The organism is Sphingomonas sanguinis, assembly GCF_001476905.1.
GTDB lineage: Bacteria > Pseudomonadota > Alphaproteobacteria > Sphingomonadales > Sphingomonadaceae > Sphingomonas > Sphingomonas sanguinis_B.
This window is the reverse complement of the sequence record NZ_LDTE01000007.1, coordinates 53,357-69,195: the sequence shown is the minus strand read 5'-3', so window position 1 is coordinate 69,195 and position 15,839 is coordinate 53,357. Positions and strand designations below refer to the sequence as shown.

The 15,839-nt window shown below is 68.5% G+C and carries 11 protein-coding genes; 4 read left to right on the top strand and 7 right to left on the bottom strand.

Annotated features, from left to right (window positions below; translation table 11 throughout):
• The coding region (locus SB4_RS01820; RefSeq protein WP_193753713.1) for a SapC family protein at positions 1–401 on the top strand (401 nt) is incomplete at its 5' end.
• Positions 398–1,405 (top strand): cupin-like domain-containing protein, encoded by a 1,008-nt coding sequence (locus SB4_RS01815; RefSeq protein ID WP_058751176.1) that lies wholly within the window; start codon positions 398–400, stop codon positions 1,403–1,405. The genes SB4_RS01820 and SB4_RS01815, both read left to right, overlap by 4 nt.
• A 3-nt stretch (positions 1,406–1,408) precedes the next feature.
• Here the strand turns inward: SB4_RS01815 and SB4_RS01810 are convergent, their stop codons facing one another.
• Positions 1,409–3,871 (bottom strand): glycosyl hydrolase 115 family protein, encoded by a 2,463-nt coding sequence (locus SB4_RS01810; protein WP_058751175.1) that lies wholly within the window; start codon positions 3,869–3,871, stop codon positions 1,409–1,411.
• 119 nt (positions 3,872–3,990) lie between these two features.
• Here SB4_RS01810 and SB4_RS01805 point away from each other — a divergent pair, with 119 nt between their 5' ends.
• The gene (locus SB4_RS01805) at positions 3,991–5,229 is read left to right on the top strand and encodes an SGNH/GDSL hydrolase family protein (protein ID WP_058751181.1); all 1,239 of its coding nucleotides are present in this window, start codon (positions 3,991–3,993) and stop codon (positions 5,227–5,229) included.
• On the opposite strand, the gene SB4_RS01800 is transcribed toward SB4_RS01805, so the two are convergent.
• The 4 genes from SB4_RS01800 to SB4_RS01785 all read right to left on the bottom strand — a co-directional run bounded on the left by SB4_RS01800 (position 5,230) and on the right by SB4_RS01785 (position 12,345).
• A complete protein-coding gene (locus SB4_RS01800; protein WP_058751174.1) occupies positions 5,230–7,629 on the bottom strand; it encodes a TonB-dependent receptor in 2,400 nt (799 codons plus the stop codon).
• A gap of 2 nt (positions 7,630–7,631) precedes the next feature.
• Complete coding sequence (locus SB4_RS01795; RefSeq protein ID WP_058751173.1) at positions 7,632–8,567, bottom strand: FecR family protein; 936 nt, start codon at positions 8,565–8,567, stop codon at positions 7,632–7,634.
• Positions 8,564–9,055 (bottom strand): RNA polymerase sigma factor, encoded by a 492-nt coding sequence (locus SB4_RS01790; RefSeq protein ID WP_058751172.1) that lies wholly within the window; start codon positions 9,053–9,055, stop codon positions 8,564–8,566. Before SB4_RS01790 ends, SB4_RS01795 begins: the two co-directional genes overlap by 4 nt.
• A 140-nt stretch (positions 9,056–9,195) precedes the next feature.
• Entirely contained in the window at positions 9,196–12,345 is a 3,150-nt protein-coding gene (locus tag SB4_RS01785) for an autotransporter outer membrane beta-barrel domain-containing protein (protein ID WP_058751171.1), read from the bottom strand.
• A gap of 279 nt (positions 12,346–12,624) precedes the next feature.
• Between SB4_RS01785 and mgtE the strand changes: the two genes are divergently transcribed.
• Positions 12,625–13,983 (top strand): magnesium transporter, encoded by a 1,359-nt coding sequence (mgtE, locus tag SB4_RS01780; RefSeq protein WP_058751170.1) that lies wholly within the window; start codon positions 12,625–12,627, stop codon positions 13,981–13,983.
• A 101-nt stretch (positions 13,984–14,084) separates the two neighbouring features.
• On the opposite strand, the gene SB4_RS01775 is transcribed toward mgtE, so the two are convergent.
• Together SB4_RS01775 and SB4_RS01770 are read right to left on the bottom strand one after the other, a co-directional pair.
• Positions 14,085–14,942 carry a glycoside hydrolase family 16 protein gene (locus SB4_RS01775; RefSeq protein WP_058751169.1) on the bottom strand — a complete coding sequence of 286 codons (858 nt, stop codon included), beginning with the start codon at positions 14,940–14,942 and terminating at the stop codon, positions 14,085–14,087.
• Between the two features lie 72 nt (positions 14,943–15,014).
• Entirely contained in the window at positions 15,015–15,818 is an 804-nt protein-coding gene (locus SB4_RS01770) for an SDR family NAD(P)-dependent oxidoreductase (protein ID WP_058751168.1), read from the bottom strand.
• Between the last annotated feature and the right edge of the window lie 21 nt (positions 15,819–15,839).

Here is a 15,839-nt window from a genome sequence, read left to right as displayed (position 1 = left end):
TTCTAAGAGCCAGCGCCCACCCCGCTTTGACCCAAGCAGACGGCGCCCCCCTGTTCGAGGCGGACGGCAGCCCCGCTCCCGCCCTGCGCCGGGTCCAGGCGGCACTGCGCACGCTCCATAGCGGCCTGCCCGAGACCGAGGCCTTCATCGCCCGGCTGCTGGAGCACAAGCTGGTCGAGCCGATCGACCTGAGCTTTCAGTTCGACAATGGCGAGAGCCTGAGGCTCGACTCGCTCTACACGATCAGTCTGGATGCGCTGCACGCGCTGTCGGACCAGGCGGCCTTGGCACTGTTTCGCAACGGCGATCTGCAACTCATCTATGCCGTGGCGGGATCGGTGCGGCACATCCCGCAACTGGCCGGGCGGCGCAATGACCGGCTGAGCGGGCTGGCCGAATGACGGAGTCGGCGAACGCGGTCGATCCGTCGCCGCTGGCCGACCCGGACGCCTTCCACCGGCTGGTCGTCGAACCGTGCCGCCCGGTCGTCCTGCGCGGCGCGGTGTCGCACTGGCCGCTGGCGCGGGCTGCGGCGGAAGGCGGCGCATCGCTGGCCGACTATCTCGCGGGCTTCGATGTCGGGCGACAGGTCGAGGCCTTTGTCGGCGCGGCCGGGATCAGGGGCCGCTACACCTACACCGATGATCTGGCGGGCTTCAATTTCCGTCGCGAGTCCATGCCGCTGGGCGAAGCGATCCGGCGCATCACGCAAGCAGAGGGCGATGGCGATACGCTCTATGTCGGGTCACTGCCGATGCCCGTCGTGCTGCCGGGCCTGGGCGAAGCCAATGGCCTGAACTTCATGGCGCCAGCTGTGGCCCCGCGCATCTGGATCGGCCACACGTCGACCGTCGCGTGTCATTACGACATGATGGACAATCTCGCCTGCGCGGTGGCGGGGCGGCGGCGCTTCACCCTCTATCCTCCCGATGCGATCGGCGACCTCTATGTCGGGCCGATCGACCACAGCATGGCGGGACAGCCCGTAGCGCTCGCCGCCGAGGCCGAGCCGGGCGATCCGCGCTATCCCCGGTTCGACCGGGCGCGAGACCGGGCGATCACCATCGACCTGGAACCCGGCGATGCGCTCTACATGCCCAAGCTCTGGTGGCACCGGGTCGAGGCGCGCGGCGCGTTCAACCTGCTGGTCAATTACTGGTGGGACGCCTTTCCCGTCGCGCCGGACCAGCCCTTTCCCACGATGCTGCTGGCGATGAGCGCGATCGCGGGTCGGCCGCCAGAGGAACGCGCGGCGTGGCGCGCCTGGTTCGACCATTATGTATTCCGGCCCGATAGCCATCCCCTGGCCCATCTGCCGGAGGCGCGGCATGGCGTGCTGGGCGACGGACCGGAGAACGCCAAAATGCTCCGCGCCCACGCCATGCGGATGCTGCGCGGAGGGTAACGCCTAACCGGTGGGGTCGAGTGTGACGCCCTCTACCACCACTTCGGGATCGACCAGCCACAGGGTAAGCCGATGCCTGCCCGCCGCCAGTGACGGCAGCACGGTCGCGGCGACGCGGCGGTTCTCGATCACAGCGCGACCCCAGCTTGCCTCGCTTTCCCCCGCCATCAGGTTTAGCATGATGGGCGCGCCGTCATCGACCGACAGCGCGATACGGTGCTTGCCGCCACCCCGCACGTCCAGCCCAGGGGCGGTGACGACGCCCAGCGTGACCGGACCAGTGCGATCCCAGTTCACTTCATAAACGATATGCGGACTGTCTCCACCCGGTCGCTCGATCACCGGGGCAGTGGTAGGAGTCGCGACCATCGCCGCGCCGTCCGCCGTGAAGCCTGCCACACGCTGCCACCGGACACCCCGCCCATTGATCGCGCGTCCCGCATCGGCGGCGATCCGCAAGTGTGGCATGGCGGCAATCGGAGGAAGCGGCAGCGGCTTTTCCACCGTCGCCAGCGCAGGCATCACATCGCTATCGGGCTGTTGCCAGCCGGTATAGCCGATATGGGTCTGGGCCATCATGCTGGTCCACTTGCCGCCCGCCGTATCGACCTCATAGCGCCGCCGAATGACGGCATCCTGCGCGAAATAGCCGCGCGCTGCCTCGGCGAAACGCGCCGCCGCCTTCGCATCCCCGGCCTGTGCCGCCGCGCGGTTGGCGGCGACCGCCTGATACAGGCGATGGAGGTTCGTCATCGCCTCGATCCGATGGAGGACCAGCTCGTAATAGGCATCGTGCCACGCCGCTGGGAGCGCGGCCCCGACCTTGCGCGCGGCGGTGTCGAGCACGTTCCATTCGCCCAACACACGCGCCCATTCGCCATTTGCCAGGCCATATGTCGTGGCATCGATCAGCTCGGGCTTGCGACGGCTGGCGAGCTGGCCATAGCGGGTCAGGAGGGCACCGATCTCAGCCCCGTGCGCCGCGCCGAACTGCTGCGTCGCCCAGCGGGTCGGATAAGCCTGCATCGCTGCCAGATCCATGCGCGCCGGATTCCACGCCATGTCGAGGAAAAAGCTGGTCGGAGATTCCATCGGCTTCAGGTCGCCGACATTGACGATCCACAACCGATCCGCGCCATAGTCCGATGCCATCCGCATCTGCTGCCACACGCGCGGGATCGCGTTGGTGTCCAGCCACTTATAGTTGCGCGGACCGCCGACATAATCGAAGTGATAATAGACGCCCGCACCCCCGGCGCGGCGTGCCGCCACGGGCGGCAGGCGGCGGATATTGCCCCAATTGTCGTCGGCGAAGAGCAGGGTCACGTCGTCGGGGACGCGCATCCCTTGATCATAATAATCCTGCACTTCCTTGTAGAGCGCCCAGACTTGCGGCGTCTCCGACGCAGGGCGGTGAGTCACGTCGGCGATGATCTGTCGCTGGTCGCGCACGATCCCCTGGAGCAGGTCGATCGCGGTGCCTTCGGTCATCGGCTCGTCACCGTCGCCGCGCATTCCGATGGTCACAGGGTCTTCCGCCTTGCCCCGCCGCTCGATCCCCTTGCGCCAGAAGGCGCGAAGTGCCGGGCCGTTCTTGCTGTAATCCCAAGGGCCGCTTCCCTCGCGCTTCCAGTCGGCCTGGGCCCGCTGCATCGGCTCATGGTGCGAGGTGCCGAGCAGGACACCCATCTCCTGCGCCAGCGGGGCGGAGGCGGGATCGTCCTCCCAGAGCGACTTGCCCCACATGGCGGGCCACAGGAAATTGGCCTTGGAGCGAAGCAGCAGCGTGAAGACCTTCTCATAGGCCAGGTGATTGACCCCGCCGAACTTGGCGCGCGCCCAGCCGCCGAACCCGGGTTCCTCGTCGTTGATGAAGATGCCGCGATACTGGACCACCGGATGGTCCGCGACCCGGCCCGCCGTCAGATAAAGCGTCGGATGACGCCGCGCCGGAACGTCCGCCCACCAGGTCCAGGGGCTGACCCCTGCCTTGGCGCTGATGTCATAGAGGCCGAAGATGGTGCCACGCCGATCCGCCCCCACGATTACCAAGGCACGGGTGACGCCCGGCAGGGGGCTGTCGACCACCTGTTCGACATAGCCTTCCCACTGACCGGCCAGGCCCCGCACGTCGACCTTGCCCGCCTTCACCAGCGCGTCGATCACCGCGCTATGGCCGAGCGTTCCGGCGATGATCGCCACGCCGCCGCCCGGCTTATCGGTCAGGCGGACATCGCCGCCGCCCACCGCCTTCAGATCGGCGACCAGATCGGTCGCGGCGCGGCGGACGCCCAGTTCGTCCTGCAGATCGACCAGCACCCCGGTGGAGCGCCCCGGCGCCAACAGGCTCAGTGCGCCGGGGGCTGCCTGCTCGCACGCCACAACCGGCCCCGCACAGTCCGGCGCGGCCCAGGCCACACCCGGCAACAAGGCCAGCCATGCGGCGGACAGGAGCAAATGGCGCATCGTCTCTCTCCTGACTCTCTGACAATCTGGCCAGGAGCCTTCTCGTTTGCTTTGAGCCACGTTATCGCTACCATAAGCCATGGCCGCAAGCGCCGATCGATCGAATTGAGAGGATGGAGATGAAGGCACGCCGCTTTCCGCACCCGTTGACCGGGTTGCTCGCTCTGCCGCTTCTGGTCGCCGCCCCGGCGTTGGCGCGGGAGGTGCGCTGGACGCCCGCCTGGGGCTCGGCGCAGATGCGGGTGGAGGGGGCGCCTGCCGACAAGCTTGCCAAGGCCGGGCCCGCGACCATCCGCCAGTTCGTCCACTTGACCGCGACGGGCCAGGTTCTTCGCCTGCGCCTGTCGAACCTGACCGGCACCACGCCGTTGCACATCGGCGCGGCGAGCATCGGTCTCGCCACACCCGGCCGGCCCGACGTCGCGGTGCCGCTGCCGGTCCGCTTCGACGGACGGGCGGATGTCATCCTGCCGCCCGGAGCCGAGCTTTACTCCGATCCGATCGCGCTACCTGTCCAAACGGGGAGCGATGTCGCGGTCAGTTTCTATTTCGCCGACACCGTCACCACGCCGACCGGCCATTCCGCGGCGCGGGGCACGACCTTCCTGATCGCGGGCGACGCCACCGCGCGCACCACCCTGCCCGAGGCGCCGGCCATTGGCGGCTGGTGGAGCCTGTCCGACGTCGAGGTGCAGGACGCGGTGCAGCGCCGTACCATCGTAACGATCGGCGACTCGATCACCGATGGCTATGGCATCGCCGATAACAGCAATCGGCGCTGGCCGGACGATCTGGCCCGGCGGCTCGCCGCCTCCCCCGCCACGCGCAGCTTTTCGGTCGTCAATACGGGGATCGGGGGCAACCGTGTGTTGCTCGACGGGCTGGGTCCCAATCTTATGGCGCGGTTCGACCGCGACGTGATCTCCCGACCCGGCGTCAGCCATGTGATCCTGCTGGAGGGCGTGAACGATCTGGGCGTGCTGACCCGCGAGCACCCCGTCGACGCGGCCACGCATCAGGCGATGGTGCGCCAGATCATTGCTGCCTATCGCCAGCTGGTCGAGCGGGCCCATGCGCATGGCATCCGCCTGATCATCGGGACGATCACGCCGTTTCAGGGCAACGACTATTACCATCCCGGCCCCGAAACCGAGGCGGATCGCCAGGCGATCAATCGCTTCATACGTACGGCGGACATTTTCGACGGGGTGGTCGATTTCGACCGCGTGGTGCGCGATCCGGCCAGGCCCGACCACCTGATGCCCGCCTATGACTCCGGCGACCATCTCCACCCCAGCATGGCGGGATATCAGGCGATGGCGGAGGCGGTGCCGCTGTCTCTGTTCACCAAATCCTGATCAGAACGCCGCGTCGAGACCGATGCGAAGCGTGCGCGGGCGAAGCGGCGTCACCTGATCTCGACCGGTGGCAAAGGGCGTGCCCAGCGCGAACCGGTTGCCGCGCACATTGGCCAGGTTGGTGATGCCCGCCGTCAGGCCGAACGCGCCGAGCCCCAGTCGCGCGGTCAGCCCGCTGTCCCAATACTCGCCCTGCCGCTCGCCCAGGACCGGCCCGACGCCCAGCCGTGATGCGCCGACATAACGCATCCAGCCATCGACGCGCAGGTCACGCCCGCCTGCCAGCACCCGCCGATAGACCAGGCCCGTCCGACCGGTGAAGCGGGCGATATTGGGGATCTGGCTCAATCGGGCCAGGATCGCGGCGCGGTCCGCCGTCTGCCCGTCCATCAACGCAAAGACCTGCGCGCTCAATGGCTCGTCGATCCGGCTGTCGTTATAAGACGCAGCCCCCTCTACCCGCAGTCCCGGCGCGATCCGAAAGCCCGCCAGCGCCTCGATCGTCCAAAGCTGGCCATCGCCGATATTGGCGGTGCTGGGCAGGCCCGTCGCGTCGATAAAGTCGGCTTGGATATCGCGCCATGACGTGTGCGCGAGCGTCAGCGATCCGTCGAACCGGTCGCGACCCGGCTGCCCGGTGCGCAGCCCCGCCTCGATCGTCGACACGCGGTCGTTGCGGAAACGGCGCACCAGCGGCCCTTCGATCGTCAGCCCGCCGGGCCGAAATCCCTGCTGATAGCGCAGGAACAGCTGCGCCCCCGGCGTCAGGTCGATCAGCGCGGATGCGGAGGGCAACAGGATCGTCTGCGCGCGGCGGGCCGTCACTTCGCGGAGGCGCGCCAGCGCCTGGAAGGACAAGGCGGCGGGCAAATCCTCCCCCGCCCCATCCAGCACCGAACGGGTCACGCGAAGCCCACCGGTGGTCAGCAGGCCGGGAAGCAGGCGCAGGCTCGCCTCGCCGTAGAGTGTCGCTTCCTCCACCGTGTTGACGACACCGGTGCGGGGCACCAGCTGCCCCGGCTCACCGAACAGGCGCGTCAGGCGGGTACGGTTGTGGACATAGCTGAACCCCGCCAGCCAGCCCGATCCGTCCGGCGCGGAATGCCAGGCGCGCGTTTCGTTAGCCTGCATCCGCGTGGCGTTGGCCTGGGCGAACAGCTGGACCGGGCCGCCGGGCGGGGTGGCGTCGTAACGCTCCATCAGATCATGCGCGGTGATGCCGCTGCTGGAGCGGAAGCGGACCTGTCCCAACCGCCCTGAGACGACCAGCTGGGCTTGGCCGAAATCGGCCGAAAAGCCTTCGGTGACGGGGGACGAGCGGGTCAGCGGCGGGCCATCGCGATCGGCATATTGGCTGTCCGCACCGCGAATGCGCTGGCCGATGCCGATCGCCTCGGCGGTCCAACCGCCACCCAGATCGGCCTTCAGCGCCGCCCGGCCGCCCGCGATCCGGGTCCGGTTGACATCGGTGCGGCCCAGAAGCGGCTTGTCGATATAACCGCCCTCGCTGGCGCTGTCCGCAACCAAGCGGATCGCCAGCCGGTCGTCGATAATCGGCACGTTGAGCACCGCTTGCGCATCCACACCCGGCGCACCGTCGGTCGTCGCCGATCCGCCGAGCATCACCGATCCCCCGGCGCGCGTCGCATCGGGGGCATTGGGCACCAGCCGGATCAATCCGCCCAGCGAACCAGCGCCGTACAGCGTGCCCTGCGGTCCCTCCAGCACCTCGACCGCCGCCAGATCGGCCAGGCGCAGATCGGGGTCGGGCGCGTTGTAGCTGAGCCGCAGGTCGCCGAAATATTGCCCGACCGTCGCCTGGGTCGGCCCAGTGAAGCTGGAATCGGCAATGCCCCGGATGAACAGCTTGTTGCGCCCCGCGCCCAGATAGGTGGACGCTATGGCGGTCATCCGGTCGGCCAGTTTCGACGTGCCGCCCGCCCCGCCCAGTTCCAGGTCGGCCCCCGCCACCTGCACCACCTGTCCGGCGAAATGGTCGCGGGTCGTATCCCGCTTGCTGGCGGTGACGACGACATCGTCACTGGAGACTTCGGGCGGCAATGGCTTGGGGGAGCGGCGCACCACATGGCGAGCAGGCGTTCGCAGCCGCGGCGTCAACCGCCAGGCACCGGGGCCCAGCGCCTCAACCCGCGCGCCGCTGCCTCGCGCAATGGCCGCCAGCGCCTGTTCCACTGACAACCGCCCACGCAGGGCTGGCACGGGGCGGCGCCACAGCCCGGCATCCGGCACGGTGATATTCGCCCGCAACGCACGGCCCAGCGCCATGACCTGTGTGCCCACGGTCCCGGCGGGCAGGTCGACCGGCACACGCTCAGCCGCCAGCGCGGGCGCGGGCGCGCTCGCGACCATGACGATCCCGACGATGCCGCCCCCGGCCATTCTCACCCGCGCGGTTCCAGGATCCAGCCAGCGGCATCCTGCCGAACCCGCACGTCCATCAACGATCCCAACAAGGCGGGATCGCGCCGGACGGCCTGAAGGTCGATCACGCCGCGAAACGGCCGCGTCGCGATGGCGGGCGCCACCGACACCGGTTGGTGCAGGAAGCGCGACAGGTCTTCGGCCACCTCACGCAGGGGCGCACCGTCAAAGGCCAGTCGCCCGTCCCGCCAGCCGCCGACATCCTCCGGCTCGACCGACGCACGGACCAGCCGGTCCTTCTCGACCACCACGGCCTGCCCGGCGTCGAGGCGCATCGCGGCCCCCTTCGGATCGACCAGGACCGCGCCCTCGGCGACCGCCACGCGGGTCTGCCGCTGGCCCAGCCGCACGTCGAATACTGTCCCCAGATCGACCAGCGCGACGCCGCTCGCCTGCACCTCGAAGGGATGCCGGTCGTCATGCTTCACCCGAAACAGCGCCTCGCCTCGCTCCAGGCTCGCCCGGCGCGGATCGGCGCGGTCCAGCGCGACCCGGCTCGCCCCCGCCAGCGTGATCGCGCTGCCATCGGCCAAGGCCAGCACGCGTGTCTCCCCCGCCGCCGTCTCGACCGCATAGGGTTGCGGCCGGTCCTGCCAGGCCTGGAGCCCGATGGTGCCCACCAGCGCCGCCGCCACCGCCCCACTGACCCAGCGCAACGCACTGCGCCGGGGTGCTACCGGCTGACGGTCAGCCAGCAGCTCGGGATGCGCCGCCAAGGCCTCTTCCGCGTCCAGCAGCGTCGCCGCCATCCGGTCATAGCGCTCGGCATGGCCGGGGTCGGCCTCCAGCCAGTCGGTGAACGCATCCCAGTCGGCGCGTGCGGGGTCCGCCATGCGCAACGCCCAGTCGAGCGCTTCGGCGTCGATGCCGGAGGCGGTATGTCGGTCCTGGCTCATCCGATCTGTTCCTTGAGCGCGGCAATGGCCTGGGCGGCCAGGCGAAGGTCGCTTTCGACCGTACTGATACTGATCCCCAGTTCCTCGGCGACCCGCTTCTGGGCCACGCCCTCCATGCGCACGCGGCGAAAGACGGTGGCGGGCCGCTCGCCTAACGCCGCCAGTGCCTGGGCGATCCGCTCGGCGGTCTGGCGGGCGATCAGGGTCCGCTCGGCCTCGGGAGTTTCGGAGTCATGCCCTTCGGCCCAATGCTGTTCGCGCTGCTCCGATTGCCTGCGCGAGCGATAGCGGTCGATCATCAGCATGTCGGCCGCGCGATAGAGATAGGCCAGCGGATTGGCGATCGGCCCGTCCATCCGCCCCGACAGCTTGACCCACAGGTCCTGCACCAGATCCTCCGCCGCATCGCCCGCGCCGCGCGCCGCCAGGAAGCGGACGAGCTTTTCGCGATTGGCGAGGAAAACGGCCTCGATCCCGGTGGGCGACATGGAGTGAACCGGCGAAATGGGCGGGGAACATCGGCGTTTAGCCGAACCGCCCTGATATGAAAAGGAGCCCCACCGGGACGCGTGGTGGGGCTCCGAACGGCCGCGTGCGCTACAGGGGGGATGCACGCGACCGAACTCGCCTAGAAGGCGAACTGAAGGGCCGCGCGCGCCGACAGCGCGACGTTGCCAAGACGTTGTTCGGCATTCACCTCGCCGCTCAGGCGAATCTCGCTGGTGCCGGTGATCGCGCGGACGCGGCCCACCCAGCCGCCGTCGCGGGCCTCGGGATTGAGGATGAAGGGCGTGCCGTCACCGAAGCTGGCGATCGTGCGGCCCAGCGTGCCCGCGATCCGCTCGCGCCGACCGCCCTCGATCTCCAACCGGCTCCACTGAGCATAGCGATTGTCGCCGCCGAAATTGATGCCCGCCGCGACGCTGGCGGTCAGGGCCAGTTCGTCGCTGGTCCGCTTGCGTACGGTCAGGTCGTATCCGGTGCCGCCGCCGCTCTCGCGGTGAGCGTCCTCGTTCAACCGGTAATAGTCGACCGCCAGGATCGGTCGCACGTTGAACTGCCCGACCCAATGCTCCCACGAGACCGAACCGGAACCCGAATAAAGCATGCCGTTCCAGTCGGCGGTCGCACGGCGCTGGACCGCTTCGGTCCCGACGACGCCGTCGAACTGGCGCTGCGAGTCGAAGGACAGGAAGGCCGCCGAAGCGCGCGCCTGCGCCGCCAGCGCGCCCCAGCGGGCCCGCCAGAAACCGGCCAGCTCATACTGGCTGTGGTTGACGCGATTGACGGCGGAGCCCTCGTTATCGCGGCCGCTCATGTAGGACAGCGAGGCCCCGAAATTGCCCGCATCGGTCTTGTGCTCGATCCCGCCGCTGACGCCCCAACCGCGCACGTCATAGCTGCGAGTCGAACGCGTCCCCTTCGACGCATCCCAGCCAAGCGGAGTCAGCCAATAGCCCCATTTGCCCTCCTCGCTGAACTCCCCCGCCGGTTCGCGCAGCTGCGCGGCGGCGGCGCGGGACGCCAGGGTTACGCCCTCGAATACGCTGCCGGTATAGTTGGGCAGCATCTGCTCCACCGCCCCCCGGAAGGCCGCACCGTCGTAAATGCCGCGGATCGCATCGGAGAGCTTGGCGTCGCTGCCGATCGCGGTGTCGATCGCATCGAACGCGCTGACGCCCGCATTGCTCAGGCCCAGTTCGGTCTTGGCCTTGCGGCTGACTTCGACGGCGATCTCGTTCAGCTGGCCCGCGACGATCGCGCCCTTGTAGAGGAAAGGCATGGCCGAGGGGGCGAGCGTCAGGTTGCTGGCGCCGGTCAGCGTGCCCGAGCGCAGGACGACATAGCGCCCCGTCACATCCGTGCCGCCCGATACGCGCAGGGCCAGCTGGCTGTTCGCGCCGATCGTCGTCGCGCCGCCGACCTGGATCAGGTTGCCGGTCGGGTTCGCCTTGTCGAGCGCGACGCTCAGGATCGACTGGTCGCCCAGGCTGAGCGAGGCGATATTGGTCACACCATTGGCGGCAAAGGTGCCGCCGCCGCTGGCGACCGTGACCGCGACATGCGAGGCGTTGGTCAGGCGTCCGGCGAAGATGCCCTTGCCGGTGATCGCCACGACATCCTGGCCCAGCCCGGCAAAGTCCGCCACGCCGTTGAAGCTCGCGGTGTCGCCGATAGTCAGCGTGTCCGCGCCCGTCCCAAAGGTCGCGGTGCCCGCATAGGTGCCGGTGCCACTCATCTCCAGGCGGTTGTTGCCGGTGCCGAAGGTCACGTCGCCGCTGACCGAGCCCGCGCCGATCTGAAGCCGGTCGTCGCCACTGCCGAAGCGGATCGCCCCGGCGATGCTGGGCGCGGCAGCGCCGGTCGCTGGAGCGATCTGGCGCACCACCGCGCCGCTCGTGTTGGCCGACAGGTCGATCGCCGTGCTGCGCGAGCTGTCCGCGCCTGCCCCCGCGATGGTCCCGGCATTCTCAACCAAGGTCAGGCCACTGCTGCGGTCGAGGATGGCGGTAGCACTCGCGCCCGACGCGCTCGCCCGGATCGCGCCGGTGTTGCGGATCGTCGGCACCGACGCGCCCGTGTCGATCAGCACAGCCGTGGTCAGCGCGGTCGGCGCACCGCCACCGGTCGCAGTCACCGAGCCGCCGACCGTCAGGTTCGGCGTCGATGCGCCCGAACCGAAGCGGATCGCGGTTGCCTCGGCACCGTTCGCGGTCGCCTGCACCGTCCCGCCGACCGACACGCCCTGCGCGATCTGCACGCTGCCGCCAAGCCCGCCGATCGAGAGCGCGGTCGCGCGGACACCGCTATACACGCCCGCACCGGTGATCCGGCCATTGACCACCAACCCCGCCGCCGGAGTCGCGCCCCCGGTCGCGCCGATCACGACGGCCCGCGTCGCCGACCCGATCTGCATCGCGGGCGCGGCACCGTTGGAGATGATATCGGCCACCTTGCCGGTCGCATTGCCCAGCGTGATACCGCCCGCGACATTGCCGCCGACCACCAGGGCCGATCCGCCCTGAAGCAGATCGTCGGGGTCCAGCTTCGACACGTCGGCGGGCGGCGTGGTGTAGCGATAGCCGGTCGAACCGATCCCGCCCTCGATGGTCAGCGCACCGCCGATATCGCCATCGACCCGCGCGCCGACCGCGCCCTCACCCACCGCGACGATGCTGCCACCCAGCGTCACATTGCCCGACACCGCACCGGTCCGCACGCCGACCGAGCGGTCACCGAGCACATTGATCTTGCCCGATTGAACCAGGTTGCCGGTCAGCGGACCGTTTAGATAGATGCCTGCGGAATCGTTGCCCTCGATGGTGATCTCGCCGCTATTGGCGATGTTGCCGGTAAAGCCGCCTGCCGTGCGAATGCCGGTCCGCCGCGCGCCTTGGGCGAAGGGACCGTCGAGATCACCGTCCTTGTCGATATCCGTCGGCGTATAGGTCTCGTCGAGGATGATCTTGCCGCTATTGGCGATGTCGCCGGTTACGCCCGCCGCCGCGCCGATGCCGATCGCGTCATTGGCGTCGGTCGTCTGGATGGTCCCGGCATTGGCGAGCTTGTTGTTGCTGTCGATGGTGACGGCGGTGCCGCTGCCGCTGGTCACCACGCTGCCCGCCGCCGCGATGCTGATATCCGCCGCCGCGCCGTTGTTGGCGGTGGCGGTACGGACCGGCGTCGTGCGCTTGGTATCAATGACGGTCTGGGCCGAAGCGGCCGTCCCCGCCACCAGGGCGAGCGTGGCGGTCGAGGCGAAAAGCAGGCGATGCACGAATAGGGTCCCCTTGGATATGCCTTTGCCCCTCCAGACGGAGCCGCCGCGCCGAAACCTTGGTGGCCACATTAAATATTTGTCAGGTGCCGCCGCGGTGTTGACGATTGCGGCGCGCGGGATCAGAGGGCGGATCAGGCGTGGGAGCCCCCGCGCCGTTCCAGAAAGCGAGAACATGTCCAGCGACAGTTCCAGTAGCGCCGCACGCCTCGGGGTCGTCCGCTAGTTTCGCGAAACTGGCTTTCGTCCGCCCCGGGTCGTGCGGACGAAAGGTTTGAAATGGTCAACGATCTGATTGCCGGTGTCACCGCCGGTTTCCGTTCCTCCCGGCGCGGCCTGTCCATCGCCGATCTCGTCGATACGTTGCAGTCGCTCCCCGTCGAGGAAGCGGCCGACGCCCTCACTCAAATGCCCGACGCCCGCGCCGTCGCCGTGCTCGACAGCCCGGAACTGCGCTCGGCCGCCGATATCCTGTCCCGCCTGGCCCCGGCCCGCGCGGTCGCGCTCCTGTCGCAAATGTCGGAGGACCGCGCCGCCGACGTGCTGTCCGACATGGAGGAAGAGGACGCCGCCGCGCTGCGCGCCGGGCTGCCTGCCCCCGTTCGCGCCTCGATCGAAACGCTGCTCCGCTGGCCACCCGCCAGCGCGGGCGGGATGATGACGACCGAATATGTCGCCGCCTCCGCCGACGCCACGGTCGCCGAGGTGCTGGCGCATATCCGCACCGTCGAGCGCAGCCGCGAAACGGTCTATTCGGTCTTCCTGCTGGAGCCGCAGGGGCGGCTGGTCGCGACCGTCTCGCTCCGTCAGCTGATCGCCGCCGAGCCGGAGTCGCCCGCGATCGATCTGGCACGCGGTCATGATCCGATCACCGTCGCACCGACCACCGACCGCGAAGAAGTGGCGCATCTGATCCGTCGCCACGACCTGCTGGCGCTGCCGGTCGTCGACGAACAGGGGCGGCCGATGGGCATCGTCACCGTCGACGACGTGCTCGACGCGCTGGTCGCCGCGCATACCGAGGACACGCAGAAGTTCGGCGGCGTCGAGGCGCTGGACGATCCCTATCTCGAAACCGGCTTCCTCGCGATGATCCGCAAGCGGGCCGGGTGGCTGAGCATCCTGTTCTTCTCGGAAATGCTGACCGCCAGCGCGATGCAGCATTTCGAGTCCGAGCTGGAGCGCGCGGTCGTGCTGACCCTGTTCATCCCGCTCATCATGAGCTCGGGCGGCAATAGCGGCAGCCAGGCGACCTCGCTGATCATCCGCGCCCTCGCCCTGAACCAGGTCCGCCTGCGCGACTGGTGGCGTGTCGCGCTGCGCGAACTGCCCGCCGGGCTGACGCTGGGCGCAATCCTGGGCGTGCTGGGCATGGCGCGGATCACGCTGTGGCAGACCCTGGGCTTTTACGACTATGGCCCGCACTGGGGTCTGGTCGCGACCACGGTCGGCACCGGGCTGGTCGGGATCGTCACCTTTGGCTCGCTGGCGGGATCGATGCTGCCCTTCGTCCTGCAACGGCTGGGCTTCGACCCGGCGAGCGCCTCGGCACCGTTCGTCGCGACGCTGGTCGATGTCACCGGGCTGGTGATCTATTTCACCATCGCGCTGGCGATCCTGTCGGGGACACTCCTGTAAGATACTCCCCGGCACGGGGGGCCGCAGCACGAAGCGATGACGGAGGGGGGCTCCCCCTCCACCAGCTTCGCTGGTCCCCCTCCCCGTGCCGGGGCGGATGATCAACGCTTCCAATAGCGCACGTAATCGACCTTCATCACCTGCGGCAGGGCGGCGTCATCCACACCCTTCTGCCCGCCCCAGTCGCCGCCGACCGCCAGGTTCAGGATCAGTGAATAGGGCCGGGTGAACGGCCACGCCGCCGCGCCGCCGGGCTGGTCGTTCTTCACCCGCATATAGGCATGGCCGTCGACTCCGATGGTGATCGTGTCGGGCGTCCATTCCAGCTGATAGCGGTGATAGGCGGTACACGCCCCCGCCACACGAATCTGCGCCCCGCGCTGCGTCTTCAGCCGATGATTGAACGCGGCGGAGTGGACCGTCGCGTGGATCACGTCCGGGTCGAAGCCGACCATTTCCATGATGTCGATCTCGCCGCCATCGGGCCAGCGCGAGCCATCCATCGGGAGCAGCCAGATGGCGGGCCACATGCCCCGCCCGCAGGGCAGTTGCGCGCGCACCTCGTAAAATCCGTAACCCAGCGGGTCACGCGTCACTAGCTTGGCAGAGGTATAGTGCTGTCCGCCCCAGTCGGCGGCGTCGCGCGGTGTCTCGGCGCGCGCCTCGATAACTAAGGCACCCTTTTCGACCCGGGCGTTGGTCCGCTCCGGCCCGGCATAATATTCCAATTCGTTATTGGGCCAGCCATGCTTGTTCTGCGCCGTATCCCAACGCCACCGTCTCTGGTCGATTGTCCGGGTAAACTCGTCGCCAAAACTCGGCCGCCCAGACGGGGTTACCATCGCACCGGTATAGGCATAGTTAGTCGCGCCTAGCGATGGTGCCTCAACCTGCTGTGCCTTAGCCGTTCCCGCCGCCAGCAGTGCTCCGCCCGCCAGCCACCATGTCGAATATTGCATCCCCACCCCTTTTATCGTTCGGGACAGCGTAGCGTGCGACGATGCCGAACGCCACGCCGTCCCGATCCGACATCAGGTGGCGATGGTGAAGACCGATCCCGAATCCACCCGCAGTCCCGCGCCGTTGATGAAGCTCGCCCGTTCGGACACCAGGAAGGCGACGGCGGCGGCGACCTCTTCGGGACGGCCACGCCGCTTCAGTTCCATGCCGGGACGCTCCTCGTCCAGGAAGCTCTCGATTGCCTCGTCGAAGCTGACGCCCTTTTCCTTGGCGCGCTTCTCCATCATCGCGTCGGTCATCGGCGTAGCGACAAAGGCGGGCGACACGGTGTTCACGAGCACATTATCGCCGCCATAGGCCTTGGACAGCCCCTTGGCGAGGCTCAGGATACCGGCCTTGGCCGCGCAATAGGGCAGTTCCTCGACATAGGGCTGCACCGCATCCTCCGAGGCCATCAGGATGATGCGGCCCCAGCCCTTGCGGCGCATCGCCGGGATCGCCTCACGACACATGCGGACCGCGCCCATCAGGTCGATGTCCAGCGTCTCTAGCCAGCCCTTGTCGTCGATCTCCAGGAAATCGCCGGTCGCGCCGGTGACGCCCGCCGAATTGACATAGATATCCGGCTCGCCCAGCCGCTCGCGCACCTCGGCCCAGAGCGCGGTCACATCCTCCGATTTGGTGACGTCACCCGTCACCGCGATTACCTCGCCCAGCGACGTCAGTTCCTCGACCGCCTGGTCGAGCGACCCACCCGGCTTGTCGGTCAGAGCGACACGCACCCCCGCCTCCAGCAACAGGCGGGCGGTTTCCTTGCCCATACCGGAGTCCGCGCCACTGATCAGCGCGATACGGCCCTTGATACCCAGATCCATCGTCTCTCTCCTCGAAATCCT

What these genes read in the sequence shown, in the direction of transcription:
- SB4_RS01815 (WP_058751176.1), top strand. Translation starts at nt 398, where the DNA reads ATGACGGAGTCGGCGAACGCGGTCGATCCGTCGCCGCTGGCCGACCCG.
- SB4_RS01810 (WP_058751175.1), bottom strand. Translation starts at nt 3,871, where the DNA reads ATGCGCCATTTGCTCCTGTCCGCCGCATGGCTGGCCTTGTTGCCGGGT.
- SB4_RS01805 (WP_058751181.1), top strand. Translation starts at nt 3,991, where the DNA reads ATGAAGGCACGCCGCTTTCCGCACCCGTTGACCGGGTTGCTCGCTCTG.
- SB4_RS01800 (WP_058751174.1), bottom strand. Translation starts at nt 7,629, where the DNA reads ATGGCCGGGGGCGGCATCGTCGGGATCGTCATGGTCGCGAGCGCGCCC.
- SB4_RS01795 (WP_058751173.1), bottom strand. Translation starts at nt 8,567, where the DNA reads ATGAGCCAGGACCGACATACCGCCTCCGGCATCGACGCCGAAGCGCTC.
- SB4_RS01790 (WP_058751172.1), bottom strand. Translation starts at nt 9,055, where the DNA reads ATGTCGCCCACCGGGATCGAGGCCGTTTTCCTCGCCAATCGCGAAAAG.
- mgtE (WP_058751170.1), top strand. Translation starts at nt 12,625, where the DNA reads ATGGTCAACGATCTGATTGCCGGTGTCACCGCCGGTTTCCGTTCCTCC.
- SB4_RS01775 (WP_058751169.1), bottom strand. Translation starts at nt 14,942, where the DNA reads ATGCAATATTCGACATGGTGGCTGGCGGGCGGAGCACTGCTGGCGGCG.
- SB4_RS01770 (WP_058751168.1), bottom strand. Translation starts at nt 15,818, where the DNA reads ATGGATCTGGGTATCAAGGGCCGTATCGCGCTGATCAGTGGCGCGGAC.